The organism is Emticicia sp., assembly GCF_049241225.1.
Classification (GTDB): Bacteria; Bacteroidota; Bacteroidia; order Cytophagales; family Spirosomataceae; genus Emticicia.
The window spans coordinates 48,436-66,602 of sequence record NZ_JBMLRC010000092.1; the positions used below are offsets into that span (position 1 = coordinate 48,436).

At 38.3% G+C, this 18,167-nt stretch carries 14 protein-coding genes; 3 read left to right on the forward strand and 11 right to left on the reverse strand.

All coding sequences use genetic code 11. The features are described from left to right. Window positions 1–107: 107 nt before the first annotated feature. The 6 genes from ACOVO2_RS05605 to ACOVO2_RS05630 all read right to left on the reverse strand — a co-directional run bounded on the left by ACOVO2_RS05605 (window position 108) and on the right by ACOVO2_RS05630 (window position 7,099). Window positions 108–1,202, reverse strand: a complete 1,095-nt coding sequence (locus tag ACOVO2_RS05605; protein ID WP_421769017.1) for an SUMF1/EgtB/PvdO family nonheme iron enzyme — start codon at window positions 1,200–1,202, stop codon at window positions 108–110. 384 nt (window positions 1,203–1,586) lie between these two features. Continuing rightward, window positions 1,587–2,528 (reverse strand): type IX secretion system membrane protein PorP/SprF, encoded by a 942-nt coding sequence (locus tag ACOVO2_RS05610; RefSeq protein WP_421769018.1) that lies wholly within the window; start codon window positions 2,526–2,528, stop codon window positions 1,587–1,589. A 178-nt stretch (window positions 2,529–2,706) separates the two neighbouring features. Next, entirely contained in the window at window positions 2,707–3,492 is a 786-nt protein-coding gene (locus ACOVO2_RS05615) for a uroporphyrinogen-III synthase (RefSeq protein ID WP_421769019.1), read from the reverse strand. Window positions 3,493–3,561: 69 nt separating this feature from the next. Continuing rightward, window positions 3,562–4,716: a DUF4271 domain-containing protein gene (locus tag ACOVO2_RS05620; RefSeq protein WP_421769020.1), complete on the reverse strand. Its 1,155-nt coding sequence runs from the start codon at window positions 4,714–4,716 to the stop codon at window positions 3,562–3,564. A gap of 88 nt (window positions 4,717–4,804) precedes the next feature. Beyond that, complete coding sequence (sucD, locus tag ACOVO2_RS05625; protein ID WP_421769021.1) at window positions 4,805–5,680, reverse strand: succinate--CoA ligase subunit alpha; 876 nt, start codon at window positions 5,678–5,680, stop codon at window positions 4,805–4,807. A gap of 279 nt (window positions 5,681–5,959) precedes the next feature. After that, window positions 5,960–7,099: an endo-1,4-beta-xylanase gene (locus tag ACOVO2_RS05630; protein ID WP_421769022.1), complete on the reverse strand. Its 1,140-nt coding sequence runs from the start codon at window positions 7,097–7,099 to the stop codon at window positions 5,960–5,962. A gap of 107 nt (window positions 7,100–7,206) precedes the next feature. Between ACOVO2_RS05630 and ACOVO2_RS05635 the strand changes: the two genes are divergently transcribed. Beyond that, window positions 7,207–7,440 (forward strand): hypothetical protein, encoded by a 234-nt coding sequence (locus ACOVO2_RS05635; RefSeq protein ID WP_421769023.1) that lies wholly within the window; start codon window positions 7,207–7,209, stop codon window positions 7,438–7,440. A gap of 652 nt (window positions 7,441–8,092) precedes the next feature. Here the strand turns inward: ACOVO2_RS05635 and ACOVO2_RS05640 are convergent. The 4 genes from ACOVO2_RS05640 to ACOVO2_RS05655 all read right to left on the reverse strand — a co-directional run bounded on the left by ACOVO2_RS05640 (window position 8,093) and on the right by ACOVO2_RS05655 (window position 14,945). After that, window positions 8,093–11,524 (reverse strand): efflux RND transporter permease subunit, encoded by a 3,432-nt coding sequence (locus tag ACOVO2_RS05640; RefSeq protein WP_421769024.1) that lies wholly within the window; start codon window positions 11,522–11,524, stop codon window positions 8,093–8,095. A gap of 149 nt (window positions 11,525–11,673) precedes the next feature. Beyond that, on the reverse strand, window positions 11,674–12,804 hold the full coding sequence (locus tag ACOVO2_RS05645) for an efflux RND transporter periplasmic adaptor subunit (protein WP_421769025.1): 1,131 nt from the start codon (window positions 12,802–12,804) through the stop codon (window positions 11,674–11,676). Window positions 12,805–12,909: 105 nt separating this feature from the next. Further along, window positions 12,910–14,271, reverse strand: coding sequence for a TolC family protein (locus ACOVO2_RS05650; RefSeq protein WP_421769026.1), 1,362 nt, complete (start codon window positions 14,269–14,271; stop codon window positions 12,910–12,912). A 62-nt stretch (window positions 14,272–14,333) separates the two neighbouring features. After that, window positions 14,334–14,945: a TetR/AcrR family transcriptional regulator gene (locus tag ACOVO2_RS05655; RefSeq protein WP_421769027.1), complete on the reverse strand. Its 612-nt coding sequence runs from the start codon at window positions 14,943–14,945 to the stop codon at window positions 14,334–14,336. Window positions 14,946–15,454: 509 nt separating this feature from the next. On the opposite strand from ACOVO2_RS05655, the gene ACOVO2_RS05660 reads away from it, so the two are divergent. Beyond that, window positions 15,455–16,504 carry a quinone-dependent dihydroorotate dehydrogenase gene (locus tag ACOVO2_RS05660; protein WP_421769028.1) on the forward strand — a complete coding sequence of 350 codons (1,050 nt, stop codon included), beginning with the start codon at window positions 15,455–15,457 and terminating at the stop codon, window positions 16,502–16,504. Window positions 16,505–16,674: 170 nt separating this feature from the next. After that, window positions 16,675–17,205: a YceI family protein gene (locus tag ACOVO2_RS05665; RefSeq protein WP_421769029.1), complete on the forward strand. Its 531-nt coding sequence runs from the start codon at window positions 16,675–16,677 to the stop codon at window positions 17,203–17,205. A 132-nt stretch (window positions 17,206–17,337) separates the two neighbouring features. Here ACOVO2_RS05665 and ACOVO2_RS05670 read toward each other — a convergent pair whose 3' ends face one another. Continuing rightward, a complete protein-coding gene (locus ACOVO2_RS05670; RefSeq protein WP_421769030.1) occupies window positions 17,338–18,126 on the reverse strand; it encodes an SDR family oxidoreductase in 789 nt (262 codons plus the stop codon). Window positions 18,127–18,167 lie beyond the last annotated feature (41 nt).

The following is an 18,167-nucleotide window of genomic DNA, read 5'->3' on the forward strand; positions in this document are numbered from 1 at the left end:
ATTTATAATTTTTGAATCTACTTTCATTTAAACATGATAATTGCGAAGTATAAATCGAAATACTCACACAGAATACTTCAGCATATACTTCGCAATTATTTTTGATATTATTCTCTTCCTGGAACACTTCCCAAACGGTCCATCACACATCGGAAACCGATGTAAGAGCGGCGTTCGTTACGGAACTCATAAGTTCGAGTACCCGTTTCGAGGAAGTAAGCTACATCTTTCCAAGAACCACCTTTGATGATTTTACGAGGCTCGTTTTCATCATTATATACAGGGTTCAAATCCCAAGTAACTGGCATGTATGATTCTGCGTAAGCATCTTGGCACCATTCAGCCACATTTCCTGCCATATTATACAAACCATAATCATTTGGATTAAAGGCATTTGAAGGTGCAGTGTAAGGATAACCATCGGCACGATAATTTCCTCTGTATGGTTTGAAGTTTGCTAAGAAACAACCTTTTCCATTAGCTACGTATGGGTTACCCCAAGGATATTTTGCTCCTTCTTTGCCACCACGTGCTGCCCACTCCCATTCTGCTTCTGAAGGCAAGCGATAACGTGGTGATTTGAAAAGATTCTTTTGAGCTCTGTTATCGTTCAATAGTTTTGTACGCCATTTACAGAAATATACTGCGGCATCCCAGCTAATACCCACTACTGGATACATATCAAATGCTGGCGACGAATAGTAATATTCCGTCATTTGGTCACCATTATGATAAGTAAAGTCTTTACTCCAAACCGAGGTATCAGGATAAAGCGTTGACATGATAAACTCCTCACCTAAAACTGAGACTGAGTCGGTCATCATTGAATTCATAAACTGGCGGTACTCATGATTAGTAACTTCTGTATCATCCATATAAAATGGAACAATTGTTACTCTTTTGTTCATTGAGATACGAGCCGACATTACGTCTTCGTCCGCTTGACCCATCATTAATGAACCCGACGGAATTAGCACCATCCCATGCGGAGCGGTTTGCTTGTAACCTTTGCGAGAAGTTGCCATGATTTCTCCATCACGGATTCCGTCCATGCCAAGGTCTTTACCACTCGGCTTGCCCCCTCTCTTTCCATTTGGCTTACCAAACGGGCTTTTAATTGAGGAGCCGCAACTCTGCATCATCACGATTGGAGCAATCACTAACAGACATTTCAAAAAGGTACTTAATATTCTCTTGTTCATAGCTGAAAACAAGTTGGTTATCTATTTTTTTTGGTATTTATACTTTCGATATTATAGAAACGTGACTTCCGAAAATAATATTGCATTAGCCTACAAAGTTATGAAAAAAAATAAGTTTTTCCGATAACTATCAAGCGATAAAGCAATTATTAAGCCAAAATATCTATTTAAAGGTCTTTGTTTAATCTATATATGGTGTTTCTGAGCGTTAGGGATAAAAACCCTAACAATTTTATCAGTATTGGTAAGATGGGTGGAGAAAATAGCAATTTTATTATTAAACGGCACAAATTGTGCCAAAATAACCCCAGACAACTTTTTTTGAAACGATAAATGGTAGTTATTTCATTTTTTCTTTGGCAAATATTTTATTGAAATCAGGTCTTAATATCGGTATCTTGGTGTACGAACAATTGATTTTTTACCTGCTCTAAGAGCGGCTAACGAATAACTTAAAAGTACTTCATGAGATAGCGGGCTTTTAGCATTTTTACCTCCAATTATTACATCAACCGCATAACCGATTCGCATACTTCCACCTAAAATATTTGCACCTACAAGACCTGAAACCGCATCGCCCGTGCGATAGCTTGCTCCGAGCCAATAACGACCATCATAAGTTGCTATTGCACCGGCTTCAGCAGAGACATTACTCAAATCAGACTTTATAATGAGCATCGGGCTAACATCAATGGTGTATGAAACACCTATCAACACACTACCCGTTAGATACGCACTACGCTTGAGTGTATTAGTTGCTTTATCAGTACCGAGGCCAAATGTTGGCTGATTGATATGATTCATTGATAATCCGATTGTATATGATGGATTATTGAGATATAGACCAGCACCCAAATCAAAAGCAGATTGGCTCAGTCGGCCAGTTGCCAAAAGTGGGTCATTTTCATCTCTTGCACGCAAGCGACTGTAATCAATTCCTCTCGAAAAAAAACCGCCACTTACTCCGATACCCAACTGACTATTTCCTACTGGCATTTGATAAGCATACGCCAATTTCAAGTCTTGCTGGGTACTTGCCCCTATTTTATCGTTAACGAATGTAATGCCTACGCCACCTTTAATCATTTTGAGCGGAACATTGGCCGAAATTACTTGTGTAACAGGAGCTCCTCCATCATCAAATGTACTTTGATATCCTTGATATTGTGTGCGGTAAATTGCCTGAAAACGAGTCACATTTTCAGATCCTGCCGTGGCTGGGTTTAAAAATAATTGATTGTAAATATAGTGTGTAAATTGTGCATCTTGCTGAGCTTGGGCAGCAAAAGAAGCAACCAATAATATAATATAATAAATCTTTCTCATAGTGGGCGAAAATAGTCGATGGTCAATAGACGAAAATTAATGGCCTAAGGATGCAAAAACAATATTGTTGAATAGTGTTTTCTTTTCTATTGGCAATTTAATTAATTATTTGTATTCCTAACACCATAACGAAAAAAAATAGGCTAAACTTGTGATTTAGCCTATTAACTTATTTTTACTATATATTGTTTGCCTTTTTTATGTAGAGTTCTAAAGCTCCTGTCATTGAAGGTGCATTGGGTAGTGGTGCTTCAATATCAAGAATAAACCCTGCATCTCGAATGGCTTTAGCTGTCGTTGGGCCAAAAGCTGCCAAACGAGTATTGTTTTGCTTCCAGTCTGGGAAGTTTGAGTTCAATGATGTAATTCCCGATGGACTATAGAAACAAATAATATCGTAGAAAACCTCGGTAAGGTCTGATAAATCAGATGGAACTGTTTCGTACATAATTGCTTCTGTAAGGTGCAAATCATTACGATTCATCAGATTCGGGATATCATTGCTACGAATGTTTGAGCATGGGAACAAGAATTTCTCGCTTTTGTGCTTCAAAATTAATGCTTCCAAATCAGCGGCGGTTTTCTGACCCACAAAAATCTTACGTTTTCTGATAACGATGTATTTCTGTAAATAATTGGCCGTTTGCTCCGAAATACAGAAGTACTTCATATCTATCGGAATCTCGATTCTAAGCTCTTTTGCAATACGAAAGAAATTATCTACGGCATTACGGCTTGTGAGAATAATGGCTGTATGAGCCAAGATATCCACTTTTTGGCGACGAAAATCACGGTGGTCTAAGCCTTTTACTTCAATAAAAGAACGGAAATCCACTTTTAAATTAAACTTTTTGGCCAGCTCAAAATACGGAGACTTTTCGTCGGTCGGTCTCGCTTGGGTTACCAAAATACTCTCCACTTTACGGAGGCGGTCCTGAGTTATTTTTTCTGTTACTTCACTCATCCAAATTGCGGGTTTTCAAGTACAAAATTGTATTTGGTTTTTAAAATGATGAAAACTAAAAAGACATCATTACATGGCAAACCTTATGCCGAGAATAACAGGCAATATTTCCACGATACAAAGGTACGAAATTAAATAGAGACTTTGTATAGGAATACTACGAATTATGGTAAAATATAGAATGAAAAATCTAATCAAATAAAATGCTACTATTGGTGTAAATAGATAGACTTGCCAGTTAAAATCATGTGGAAAGTAATCCATAAACAATACTAATAGTACAATAACCAGAGCTGAATAAAAAAGGCTTGATGCTTGAATAATCTTGAAATAGTGCAAATCAACGACTTTTTCGAGGTTGAATAGCTGCCCAACCAAACCAATGAAAAAATATTTCATGACCAAGATTACGAACACTGCCAAACTAATTCGGAAATAATTTGAGAGCAATACTCCAAGGGTTTCGCCTTCTTGCAAGATTGCTCTTCCACCAAAAACATGAATCCCTTTGCTTTGCAGCAACATGTAAAATAGGCTAATGATTAAACTCAGAAGAATGATAAACATCACATTCATTCGATTGAGTGGCTTATTTATCAGGAACGATTGCTCTCGAACAAAAGTATTGAACAAATCTTTGAAGTTAAAGTACCGCTGAAATGCTCTGATATATGAATTTGATAAATACGAGAAAAACACCAAAATAAACATCGACACTAATACGATATAGTTTCGATAAGGTGCAGGCGTACGGGGTTTAGCAGTAATACCTGACTCGGCCAATACAATTGGCTTCTGATTCAGCGAGCGTTTATAGCCCAACATCAGTTTTTTATCTTCGATATTATTTGAGCCATAAAGCGTGATGTAGATAGTTGGCTGCTCATAAGCTCGATAAAGACTATCGACACTCAATACAATCCATTTGCCGACTGGAATCTTCTGGCGAAGCGAGCCATTGATAAACAAAAAGTTATCGTCTTTTTGTGCATATACCAACAGGTTATAGCCTCTATTACTCTGAATATCACAGAAAACAGTATGCGAAGGATACCCCAAATGCTGCTCAGAAATATACGGAATATAAGCTTTCATTCGGTCGTTGTATACCTGCCAATCATCGTGGTAATCATGTACCAAGAAGTACTGGTCATTTGGGCCAACAGTTGTTGCAAACGACTTTGACGATATAATTAGCAAAAGTATGTAAAGAATCTTCTTCAACGGCCTGCTTTAAATTTTTTGCAAAATTAAACAAAAAAGGTCAGACTTTGTGAGTCTGACCTTTTGTTTTTATCAATATTCTGATTTATCAAGCTTTTCCGAGAGCTTTCAACATCGTTGCACCGATGTCGGCTGGAGATGCTACCACGAAGATTCCACATTCTTCCATGATTTTCATCTTAGCTGCGGCAGTATCATCAGCACCACCGATGATTGCACCTGCGTGTCCCATACGGCGTCCTTTCGGAGCTGTTTGGCCGGCGATGAAACCAACTACTGGTTTTGTACCGTTTGCTTTAATCCAACGAGCGGCTTCGGCTTCCATTCCACCACCAATCTCACCAATCATTACGATACCTTCTGTTTCTGGATCATTCATTAATAACTCAACGGCTTCTTTGGTAGTTGTTCCGATGATTGGGTCACCACCAATACCAATAGCGGTTGTTTGGCCCAGACCAACTTTTGATAATTGGTCAACAGCTTCGTAAGTTAAAGTACCTGACTTAGAAACTACACCGATTGTACCTTTTTTGAAGATAAAACCTGGCATGATACCAACTTTACACTCTTCGGCTGTAATGATACCTGGGCAGTTTGGTCCGATTAATGTAACATTTTTGCCTTGAATATAAGATTTAGCAGTTACCATATCTTTTGTTGGGATACCTTCAGTAATACAAACGATTACTTTGATACCTGCATCGGCTGCTTCCATGATTGCATCGGCTGCAAACGCTGGCGGTACGAAAATAATTGAGACATCAGCACCTGTACTAACTACTGCTTGTTCAACAGTATTAAAAACAGGGCGGTCAAGGTGCAATTGTCCACCTTTTCCTGGCGTTACACCACCAACGACATTTGTGCCGTATTCAATCATTTGGCTCGCATGGAATGTACCTTCCGAGCCAGTAAAACCTTGTACGATTACTTTGGAGTTTTTATTTACAAGAACGCTCATTATTTTCGTGTATTTTGAATTTTACGTAAAAGTAGTTTGAAATGAGAAAAGTACAAAAAAAAATATGTATTATGAGATGAGATATAGCAAATAATTAACATAAAACACTAATAATCAACTGTTTAAACTTTAATTAATTTTTGCTAAAATTTTATAGTTCTTTGAAAACTTTAAAGTTCACCTCAACCTCAGTTCATATTTATATCAGTTTTGCTCAAAATTTTATTAGCTCTTAAATTTGAGTAAATCCACTTTTACTTCAATCTAAGTTTTCTGCAATTATTTCAATTTCTTTGGTAGGTTCAAAACTACATCAAATGCAGGTTTTGGTTGTTTGTTTCTATCCCAAAGTAATGGATAATTGGTTCTTCTCGGTACTGGATAATCATTTTTCCAAGACATATCGTCGTGAATTCCCCACATCGTTACTCTATCTATTTTATCACGTTTTTTGTAGAAAATCTCGAATAACTGGGCGTATCGATTAGCCAATTGGGTTTGCACTTCGGCTGGTAAACCTTTGCTGTAAGGGTCGAGAAACTCCTTAAATTCTTCGTTTTGAAACTGTTTTTCGCTCATTCCTTGTCCGATTACTTGTCCTTCTTTGGTCAATGGTAATACATCAACATCCAGCTCAGTAATCATTACTTTTACGCCCAAAGCGGCATACGCTTCGATGGCAGCCTCAATGTATTCGGTTTTAGGATAATTGAGCCCCCAATGCCCTTGAATGCCGATTCCATCAATTTTAATTCCTTCTTTTTGAAGCATTTTCACCATCCTCACAATTCCATCACGTTTGGTTGGTCGCCACGCATTGAAATCATTGTAATAAAGTTCTGTGTTTGGGGCATATTCGGCGGCATACTTAAAGGCCAATTTCACTAACTCGTCGCCACTGCCAATGCCTTTTACCCACGTTGTTGGTCGGTAGTTTCCATCATCATCAATTACTTCATTCACAACATCCCACGCATTAACTTTGCCTGCGTATCTTCCTGCAATGGTCTGGATATGCTCACGCAGACGCTCTTTTACTTCTTCTTTTGTTTTTGGTTTTCCATCTTCGTTTTGAAAAAACCATGCAGGCGTTTGGTTGTGCCACACGAGCGTATGACCAACAATAAACATATTATTTTTCTTGCCAAACTCTACAAACGCATCAGCAGCTTCGTAATTAAAAACTCCGGGCTTTGGATTAATACGCTCGGCTTTCATTGAGTTTTCGATGGTAATGGTATTGAATTGCCTTACAACAATATCTTGCGAGGCTTTATCTTGCCCCGAAACAATGGCGTCATTTACGGCAACACCCATCTTGAAAGCATCTTTGTAGGCATCTTTGAGGGTTTGTGAAAAACAATAGTTTGATAATAGAATTAGAAATGAATAACTGATTGTTCGTTTAATAGAAATCATTAGTATATGGTTGAATTTTGGTTTTAAAGATAGAGCAAAATGGAGAATTAAACAATCTGAACGGTCTGATAGTTAGAAACATATTTCAGACTTAACCTTGTATCATCATGAAAAAAGACTCTTTTGCTATTTACATCACTACCCTTTTCTTGGTAGTTTACTGTTTATTTATTGTTTTCGAAATGCCCTATCCGTTCATAATGGCCACATTTCTTGTGCTACACATCATGGTTATTTGGATGGTCTATGCAATACTCAAAAGTAAAGATGAACCAAAGGTTACTTTTGAAGAAAAGTTTTATTTAGATGCTCCTTTTAAGCCAACGATTATGAAGAAATAGTAAACAAAAAAATCCCCAAACTCTTGCGAGAATAGGGATTTTTGTTGCTGCTGCCTTCGACTTCGCTCAGGCAACACGACTTCGCTCAGGCAACACGACTTGGTTTTAACTTGTTTATTATTGATTGCCACTAATCACTGTAAGATATTTCCCAGTTGGAGTTTTCAAGCTGTGACACACTAAATTTTAGTTTACTTAAACAGTTTTTTGTGTCCAAAATTAAATCAAATTGCTCTTCGGTAGTTTTATCAAACAATAAATTAGCATCATATATGTAGAAACGTACTTTTCTGTCTGGGCTTTTTTCAAATATATATTCCCATGTTTGATTTAAAGCCAACAAACTTCTGGATGAATTGGGTAAAATACTTACCCCATAACTATACTTATCAAGCTTATCGGTTTTAGAATAATATACAATAATTTCCTTTGAAGAATTATTCTTAACTTTCAGCTTATTATCCGAACAAGTAAAGCAGAAAAGGCAAAGCAGAATCAAAAGGTATGAGGGTCGAAATTGCATCTTTCTTAAAATTTATGATAGCAAATTAACAAGAAAATCCCCAAACTCTTGCGAGAATGGGGATTTTTGTTGCTGCTGCCTTCGACTTCGCTCAGGCAACACGACTTCGCTCAGGCGAGTTTTCAGAAATTAAGCTGGTTCTTCAACTAACTCTACTGTTTTTTTCTTGCGAAACCATTTGTCACGTACACGCTCATTGATGTAGTACAGACACGGCACAATGACCAATGTAAGTACGGTTGAGAAACTCAAACCAAAAATGATTGTCCATGCTAAGATTCCCCAGAAAACGGCACTGTCTCCGCCAAAAAATAAGTGTGGATTTAGCTCGGTAAACATCGTCACGAAGTCAAGGCTTACTCCTAACGCCAAAGGCACAAGTCCTAAGATGGCCGCTGATGCGGTCAATAACACTGGCGTTAGACGTACACCTCCTGCTTCTACAATCGCTTCTTTGAGGGCGTATCCTCTACTGCGTAATTCGTCGGTGAACTCAATGAGCAAAATACCGTTTTTCACCACAATACCTGCCAATGCAATAATACCAACACCCGACATAATTACTGAGAAGGTCATTCCGAAGGCCATAAAACCTAAAAATACCCCAATAAATGAAAGTAGAATCGTAACAAAAATGATAACTGGTTTTATAACCGAGTTGAACTGTGTTGCCAAAATCAAGTAAATCAATAAAACGGCTGCTCCCAAAGCTCCTGCCAAGAACATTCCTGTTTCGGCTTGTTCTTCTTGCTCGCCACCCATTTTCACGATATAGCCGCTCGGAATCTCCATTCTATCAATTACTTTTTCTTGAATCTCTGCCACAATTTCATTGGCGTTGTAGCCATTCAAAACCTCCGAACCAAGCGTGATGATACGCTGTTGGTTTTTGCGATTGATTTGGCTAAAAGTAGTTGAATAGCTTACTTTCGCCACCGAATTTAACGGAACTTGACGTAAAATACCACCCAAATTCATATCACGATAAGTGATATTCAAGCTTAACAATTTTTCAATCTGATTACGGTCATCGGCTTTTAATCTTAGCTGAATCGGGTATTCGTCTTTATCATCTCTATATTTCGAGATTTCTGCACCAAATAAGGCAGTACGAATCGCCAAAGCAATTTGTGAGGTACTAATACCTTCACGTTGAGCTTTCACTTTATCGACATCAACAATGATTTCGGGTTTATTCGTAATCAAATCAGACTTTAATTCTTCGATACCTTGAATGCCTTCAGCAGTGATACGTTTACGCACCTCTTTCTCGATTTCGATGAGTTTATCGAACTCATCACCCGAAATTTCAACCGAAATTGGCTTTCCTGTTGGTGGGCCGTTGTTTTCTCTTTGTACCGAAATTTCACTTCCTGGAATTCCCTGAATCTCTTTTCTCATTTCTTCCAAAAGCTTGGCCGAAGAAGTTTCGCCACGGAATTCTTTTTTCACAAACGCAACTGTCACTTTCGACTTTTGAGGCGTTGCCGAACGGTCAGGATTGAAAGGGTCACCTGCGTTTTTACCAACGTTTGAGATTACTGAGTTTATCGCACCTTCGGCCTTATTTCTTTTGATTACTGCAAAAACCTTGCTTTCGATAACCTTGGTCACTGAGTCTGTCACACGAGCATCGGTGCCGACTGGCATAACGTTATACACATAAATATAATCAGGCTCGCCACTCGGGAAGAAAATAACTTTTGGCTTCACGATTCCCAACAAAACGAATGTCAGAATCAATAAACCAAACATACTCAAAACCGCATATACAGGACGATACCCAGTGATGACCCACGAGATAAGGTTACGATATGCTTGCTTAAAACGTGGTAAGGCTCCATCTTGGAAAGGTATGATAATCTTTGGGGTAAGAATAAAATGGTTGAAAGCATACAAAATAGCACACAAAACAACGAGATTACCAAGACCGACATTAATCAAATAGGCAGGAAGTGCAATAACTGCCATGATTATCATTGGGCGTCGAATAGCTTTGAAACTTGTGTCTTCGTGGTCGCCTTCGTTATGACGTTTCATGAATGAAATCGCAAAAACTGGGTTGATTACGTAAGCAACAATCAAGGAAGCCAAGAGCGTGTAAATCAATGTTATTGGCAAATATTTCATAAATTCACCAACAATACCTGGCCAAAATAATAGTGGAAAGAACGGAGCAATAGTAGTGAGTGTTCCTGACAATACAGGCAAGAAAACTTCTGACGCTGCCAAAGCCACGGCTTCTTTAATGCTCAGATTTTTGAATCTATTGAATAAACGGTGGGCGTTTTCGATAACCACGATGGCATCATCTACCACAATTCCGAGTCCGAGTAAAAATGCAAAAAGTACGATTGTATTGAGTGTAAAGCCCGAAAACCAAAGCGGAATGAAGGCAATTAGAGCCGAAAGTGGCACCGAAAGACCAACAAAGATGGCATCACGCACACCCATGAAAAACATCAAAACGATTACAACGAAGATAAAACCTAAAACAACGGTGTTTACTAAGTCTGCAATTTCGCTCTTAACACGCTCCGAAGTATCGGCCGTAACTCTTACCTCCAAACCTTGCGGGAAACGGTCTTCACGATATTTTTCGAGTAATTTTTCGATACGCTCCGAAACCGCAATTACGTTTGCACCTGCACGCTTCACCACGTTGAGCGTAACGGCCGATTTTCCATCTAAACGAGCAAAATCTTGTTGTTCTTCGTTGCTATCTCGCACATCAGCCACATCGCCCAAACGAACCGTTGCACCTGTCGAGCTACGAACTTGTAAGTCTTGAATTTGTTGAACACCACTAAATTCTCCTTTTACACGAATCGTACGACGCACATTGTCAACGTTCAATTCTCCACCCGAAATATTTACGTTTTCGCCTTGAACTGCACTCTGAATATCATAGAAAGTCAGACCTGCTCCTTGCATTTTATACAAATCGAGGTTAATCTGAATCTCACGTTTTAGAGTTCCGACAATATCAACTTTCGTAATTTCTGGATAAGACTCAATCTCATCTTGCAATTGTTCGGCATATCCTTTGAGTTTTTCAAGCGGAAAGTTTCCAACCAAGTTGATATTCATAATCGGAAACTCCGAGAAGTTTACATCTTGGGCAGTTGGGCCACTATCGAGTTTTTGTGGTAAATCACGCTTGGCTTTATCAACCGCATCACGTACTTTTTGAAGAGCCGCCTCAACTTTTACGTCTGGGTTAAACTCTACCAAAATCACCGAAACATCTTGCAAAGCATTAGATTTAATGCGTTTTACGCCCGAAATTGTCTTTAGTTGTTTCTCGATTGGTTTATTGATTACGTTTTCGATGTCGGAAGGTGTAGTTCCGAAATAAATCGTTTGAACGTAAATCTGTGGTACTTTAATATCAGGAAACTGCTCTTTTGGAAGGTTGAAATAGATTCCCAAACCCGCCATAAAAATCATGACCGTAAAAATATAGACCGTCGTTTGGTTATTGCCTAACCAGCGAACGAGGTTGTAGATAGCCCCACTTCCGTGTGGTAAATCTTGTTCATGTAAATTATCTTTTTCCATAATCCAAATGCCCCACCTAAATCCTCCGACCCATCGGACTGTCCCGATAGGGAAGAATTTAAAAGAGGACTTGTTAAAGGTCTTTTTGTGAGAAAAAGTTTAAATATTTTTTTAAGCCCTCCCTATCGGGGAGGGTTGGGTGGGGTTATTTAATAATTAACCGCTTGTCCGTCAACTAAATCTTGGTAACCTTGCGTAATCAACATATCGCCTGACTGCAAGCCCGATGTAATTTCAATGTCGCCATTATAGGTTACGCCTGTTGTTACTTTACGGCTACGTGCTACTTTCTTTGCACCTTCGGTTACGGCCACATAAACAATATCACCTAACTCAGTGTGCTGAATATAATTTTGATTAATGATAATCGCATTACCTTTAGCTTGGTCGTTGATATTCATCACGGCAGTCATGTTTGGCTTTAATTTAGGGTCAATTTTCGGAATCGAAGCTTCTACTGCAAATGTTCTTGAAGCAGGATTTACTGTTTGACCAACGAATGTCAATCTGGCGGTTGTTTCTTTACCTAAATCAGGAAATTTGATAGTTACTACATCTCCTTGTTTGATTGTACTTGCGTAGGTATCAGCCACTTGTGCTATCACCTTTAAATTATCAGAATTTACGATTCTCACAATTCCAAGACCTGGGGCAGCCATTTCGCCTGCACGCATACGCACTTCGTCAACAAAACCACTCAATGGAGCAATTACTTTAGTCATTGCGGTTTGTGTTTGAAGTGTAGCCAAGCGTTTTTCGAGAGCTTCAACATTAGCTTTTGCTTGAATATATTGAATCTCTGTTCCGATTTTTTGGTCCCAGAGCGACTTCTGTTTTTCGTAGAAAACCTTTGCTGTACCCAACTGTACGTCAATTTCTTGGATTGATTGCTTCAAAACCGAGTTATCAATCGTAGCAATTACTTGGCCTTGTTTCACGTAGTCACCTTCTTTCACATAAAGATTCGTGATAGCTCCACCCATTTGTGGTGAAACAAAAAGATTATTTTTAGCATCAACACGACCTTGAATTTCTACAAAGTGTTTGAAAGTCTGCGTTGTAAGCGGTGAAACAGTTACAGCGATAATTTTCTCAACCTCTTTCTTTGGGTCGAGAATATCGAGTTCGGCTTGAAGTTTTTTGATACTTGCCGCCAGTGTTTTTTCTTCGGCTTGAAGTTTAGCAAGCTCGGCTCTTTTTTCCGAAACTTTATCTCCGCCTCCTTTTGAGCAAGAAGCTAAAATGATTACTGCTGATAAAATATATAATGTGTTTTTCATATTAAAATTAATGAATCAGTGAATGAATATTTGAATGAGTGAATGACTATATTTTGAGTTTTTTCAGAAAGTACTGAGACTGATTACTGAAAACTGCCCACTGGGCTACTCGGCCAATAGTTTACCCATTGCTTTGTCTAAATCTACTTTTGCAATCAATAAATCATATAAGGCCGCAAAATAATTGGTTTGTGCTTCTTTCAATGATGATTCTGCATTGACAACCTCGATGTTTGTGCCTGCACCAGCTTGATATTTGATTTTTGATACTCGAACCACCTCAGTAGCCAATTCCATATTTGCTTTCTGAGATTTAAGCGTTTCTAAACCATTTTTCAAACTGATAATTCCTTGGCTTGCCTGTAATTCAAACGATTCACGTAACAACAAAGCACTTTGGTCGATTTTTGTCAAATTGATGTTTTGTTGTTGAATCTGAATCTTGCGAAGACCACTGTCGTAAATCGGAATCTGCACACCTAAACTCAAAGCCGACGAACCAAACCAACGCTCGAAAGGATTGAAACGTGGGTTACTATGCCCCGCCCCTAACGAACCACTGAAAAACACCTTTGGTAAAGCACCTTTCTGAATACGTTCGATGTCAAGGTTTGTGAGTTTACGTTGCGTCATTAAAGTTGAATACTCAATACGATTTACATAGTCAACTCCCTGATATTCTGGCAATTGCAGCGTATTTACATCGGTTTCAGAAAGTTTATCTTTCAGCGAAATTGATTCTTGCTGCTTGATTCCCATCTGAAATTTCAATAAACCATAAGACAACTGAATCAGGTTTTGTACTTTGATTGTTTCCGTAACCAAATTATTGCGTTGTACTTGTAGGCGGTCAACGTCTAATTTTTCTACGAAACCTTTTTCGTTCATTATCTTGATTTCACGAAGAAGCGTATCCAAACGACTAATATTCAAGCCCAGAATTTTGCTTCTTTCTTCGGCAACTAAAACCGAATAATAAGCCTTCATTACATTTTCGGCAACTGCTACTTTTGAGCTTGTTACGCTGCGTTGAGCTAATTCACGATACACTGGTGCAGCTTTCAATCCAACCAACCAAGTAGCATCAAAAATCAACTGATTTACGCCAACGCCTGCTTGCCCGCCCCACGGCACACCAAACTTAAACTTTACAACTTCGCCATCGGCGGCTTGAGGATTAAAGTTCTTAGCATCAACCAATTGTGTCGGCACAATCACGTTGGCGGTGTACTGAAACTGACCGCTAACTTGCGGCATACCAGCAGCTTTTACCTGCTTGATAGTGTTTTCAGCTGAGTAGATTTCTAATTCGGCATTTTTTACAGTAATATGGTTTTTTAAAGCATATTGAACGGCCTCTTTTAGTGTGAACGATTGCTGACTATACGCACTCGTACCCACAATCAGAAAAAGTAAGCTAAATGCCCTTCGGCAGAGTGTCGCCGCCCGTAGGTATTTTATTTTCATATTTGTGTATTTGTTTTAAATTAAGACTTTGGTTTTGTAGGTATTCTTTTTAAAATGGATATTTAGTTATTATCAGTATTTATATATTGTTCGTAAACGGTTAAACCTTTTGGCGTTAGCACTCCCCTCAGAAAGTGGTCGATAAACGTTTGATGAATCTCAAACTGATTAAAGACATTATTCGGAAAAACACTTTGGTCGAACGCAAAATCAATTTCTTCCATGCGTAATCTTGATAAGACTTCAATATTAATTTCGGGTCTGTAAAGCCCCAGATTTACCCCTTCTTGCAGATTACGACGGGTTATATCCAAAAAAATCGTTTGTTTGTGTTGTTGAAAAACCGCCCATGTCTTTGGATAATACTTTTTCAAATCATAAATAACTACTGGATTTAGAGCCGCAACGTGGGTTTGCAACATTTCTATTTCTTTGACAACTTCATGAATCGGATTTTCGGCTTCTTTCCAAATCTGTTCGGAAATATCCTGCTCACAACTCATTCTGAATGTAGCAACTTCATGTACGATTGCATCTTTATCCTCAAAGTGCATGTAAATTGTCTTCTTCGAAATCCCGAGTTCAGAAGCAATCTCGTCCATTGTCACACTACGAATCCCAAACTTCATAAAAAGTTCTTCGGCAGTTTTTAATATACGCTCTCTTACTTCCATTATTTGCTCTTAAAAATGACCCAGTTTCATTGTAATAAATTGTTTTTATACTCTAAGAAACTCAGGAAACTTTTAAAAGGTTCAAAGTTTTTATAATTTTTTTTAGAAGACACTTTTAGTAATACAAATTTGTAAAATCAAGATTAAATCAGGAAAACAAAGATGATGAAGCAATAAAATACTGATCTAAACCTTAAAAATATGAGGATGAACTTATATTTGAGTGTAAATTAGCCGCACAGGCAATTGAACCAAGTCAATAAAAAATTGTACTTTTCAAATCCATCATTTCATCATCAAAATGTTGTAAGCGATTTTTGCGGAAATTTTGTGGATAAATCGTACTTTTGTAAACCTATCTATTCGTTCTGCTTTGCTGTATATTTTTAATACTCAAAAAGTCTTATATAAAATTCAAGATTTGGTTTTGGTGCCATTCAAAACCACAAAAGGAGTATCAAATAATTTGCAAAAAACACTTACATAAAACCTAAATTTTTAAAGCCTAAATGAGTTTCTACAAAAGTTTTGTATTCCCATACCTCACTCGCTACGACGCTGAGAAAATTCACTACGTTGTGATGAATGCCCTCAAAACTGCTTGTGCAATTCCGCTCATGCCCAGTATTTTGAGATTGATTTTTGAGAAAAAAGATGCTCGTCTCGAAAGAAAAGTTTTTGGTTTACGCTTCAAAAACCCCGTAGGACTAGCGGCTGGTTTCGATAAAAATGGTGTTTGGACTGACCAGCTCTCAAATCTTGGTTTTGGGTTTATCGAAATCGGAACGGTTACGCCAAAGCCTCAAGCAGGCAATGAAAAGCCTCGTCTTTTCAGACTAAAACCCGACGAAGCACTCATCAATCGTATGGGTTTCAATAACGAAGGCTCAATCGAAGCAGCTAATAATCTGCGTAAACGCAAATCAAAAGTGATTATCGGTGGAAACATCGGTAAAAACAAAGTCACCGAAAATGATGATGCCGTCTATGATTACCTCAAAGCCTTCAATGACCTTTACCCTTACGTTGATTATTTTGTAGTAAACGTAAGCTCGCCAAATACTCCAGGGCTGAGAGATTTACAAGAAAAAGAGCCACTAAAATATATTTTGAAAGTTTTGGAAAGAGACAACGGCCGAAAGTCAAAACCAAAGCCAATTCTCTTGAAAATTGCCCCCGATTTGACCAACGAACAACTCGATGATGTCATCGAAATCGTGAAAGAAACTCGCACAGCGGGCGTAATTGCCACCAACACAACCATCAGCCGAGAAGGCTTAGTATCTGATAAAGAAACAGTTACCGAAATCGGAGCGGGTGGATTAAGCGGAAAACCCCTCACCGACCGCTCAACCGAAGTAATCAGATATTTGTCCGAAAAATCAAACAAAGCATTCCCTATTATTGGTGTAGGAGGAATCTACACAGCCCAAGATGCCATTGATAAACTCAATGCGGGGGCATCGCTCGTACAAGTATATTCGGGCTTTATCTACGAAGGCCCAAGCATTGTCAAAGACATTTGTGAAGGAATTTTGAAAGAAACTTCAAAGAAATAATCGACTGATAATCAAACACTTGATTATCTAAAAGTGTTATTCTAAAAAAAGAATAACACTTTTTTTTATTTCTGTGAAACCTTTTATTAGTCTTATTTGTATTATATGTATATACATACAATGTAAGAACATTATTAAAAATATTCATAAAATTTAAACTTTACAAAACAATGGCAACTTGGATTATTGACCCAACGCACTCAGAAGTAAACTTCAAAGTAAAACACTTGATGATTTCGACTGTAACAGGTAACTTCGGCACTTACGAAGGAAGCGTAGAAACAACAAATGATGAAGATTTTGCAGGTGCAAAAGTAAGTTTCTCGGCTGACATCGACAGCATCTCGACTGGACAAGAGCAAAGAGATGGTCACTTGAAATCAGCAGATTTCTTTGATGCAGAAAACTTCCCGAAATTGACTTTTGCTTCTACTTCAATGGAAAAAGTTGATGATGATACATATACAGTAACTGGCGATTTGACAATCAAAGGAACAACTAAATCAGTAACTTTAAAAGCTGAATTTGGTGGAATCATGGGTGATTTCTACGGCAATACAAAAGCAGGTTTTGATATTTCGGGTAAAATCAATCGTCAAGATTTTGGTCTTACTTGGGGTGCAGTTACGGAAGCTGGTGGCGTAGTTGTAAGTGATGAAGTAAGATTAGCTTTCAACATTCAAGTAGCTAAACAAGCGTAAAAGCCCCCTATTTAAAGATTTAATTGAGTATTAGTGATTAGGGATTGTAAATTGTAGAAGTAAAATGCACATCTACAATCTCCAATCCTTAATCATCAATCTCTAATATTTTTACCAATCAGGAGAGGGGCTTTACAAACTACTCGTTTTTCCACCATCAACTGGAATGCTTACTCCATTAACCGAAGCAGCCGCAGGCGAACATAAAAATGCCACTACAGCAGCAGTTTCTTGCGGCGAAGTGAACCGACCAATCGGAATGTCTTTGATTAACTCTTGCTCTACTTCTGCCACAGATTTATTCGTAGAAGCAGCTCGCATTTCGTTTACTTTCTGCAAACGAGCAGTTGTGGTATAACCCGGCAAAACATTATTGGTCGTAATACCAAACTTCCCCAACTCATTGGCCATTGACTTGGCCCAATTACCCATCGCACCACGTATTGTATTTGACACCCCCAAACCAACTATTGGCTGCTTCATTCCGACCGAAGTAATATTAATAATTCGACCAAAACCAGCCTTTATCATACTTGGAGCTACTGCCTGCGTCAGAATTTGAGCCGAAACAACGTGTTCATTGAATGTTTGTACAAAAAGTTCTGTGCTGGCTTCAAGCACTGCCCCTCCAACTGGCCCACCTGTATTATTGACCAAAATATGTGCTTCTGGATACTTCTTCAAATGACGTTCGATGCGAGATTTAATTTGATTTGTTTTTGAGAAATCTATCAACAGGTAGCGATGTTTCTGACCTTTTTTGCGTGGTAATTCATCTAATACAGACCTTAATTTATCTTCATTTCTAGCAACAAGTGTAATGCTCGCACCCAAAAGAGCCAATTCTATGGCTGTGGCTTTTCCAATTCCTTGTGTGCTGCCGCATACTAAGGCCGTTTTTCCTGTTAAGTCAAGATTCATAGCTTTGTTATATTTGTGGCCAAAGTTACGGTTTTATTAAT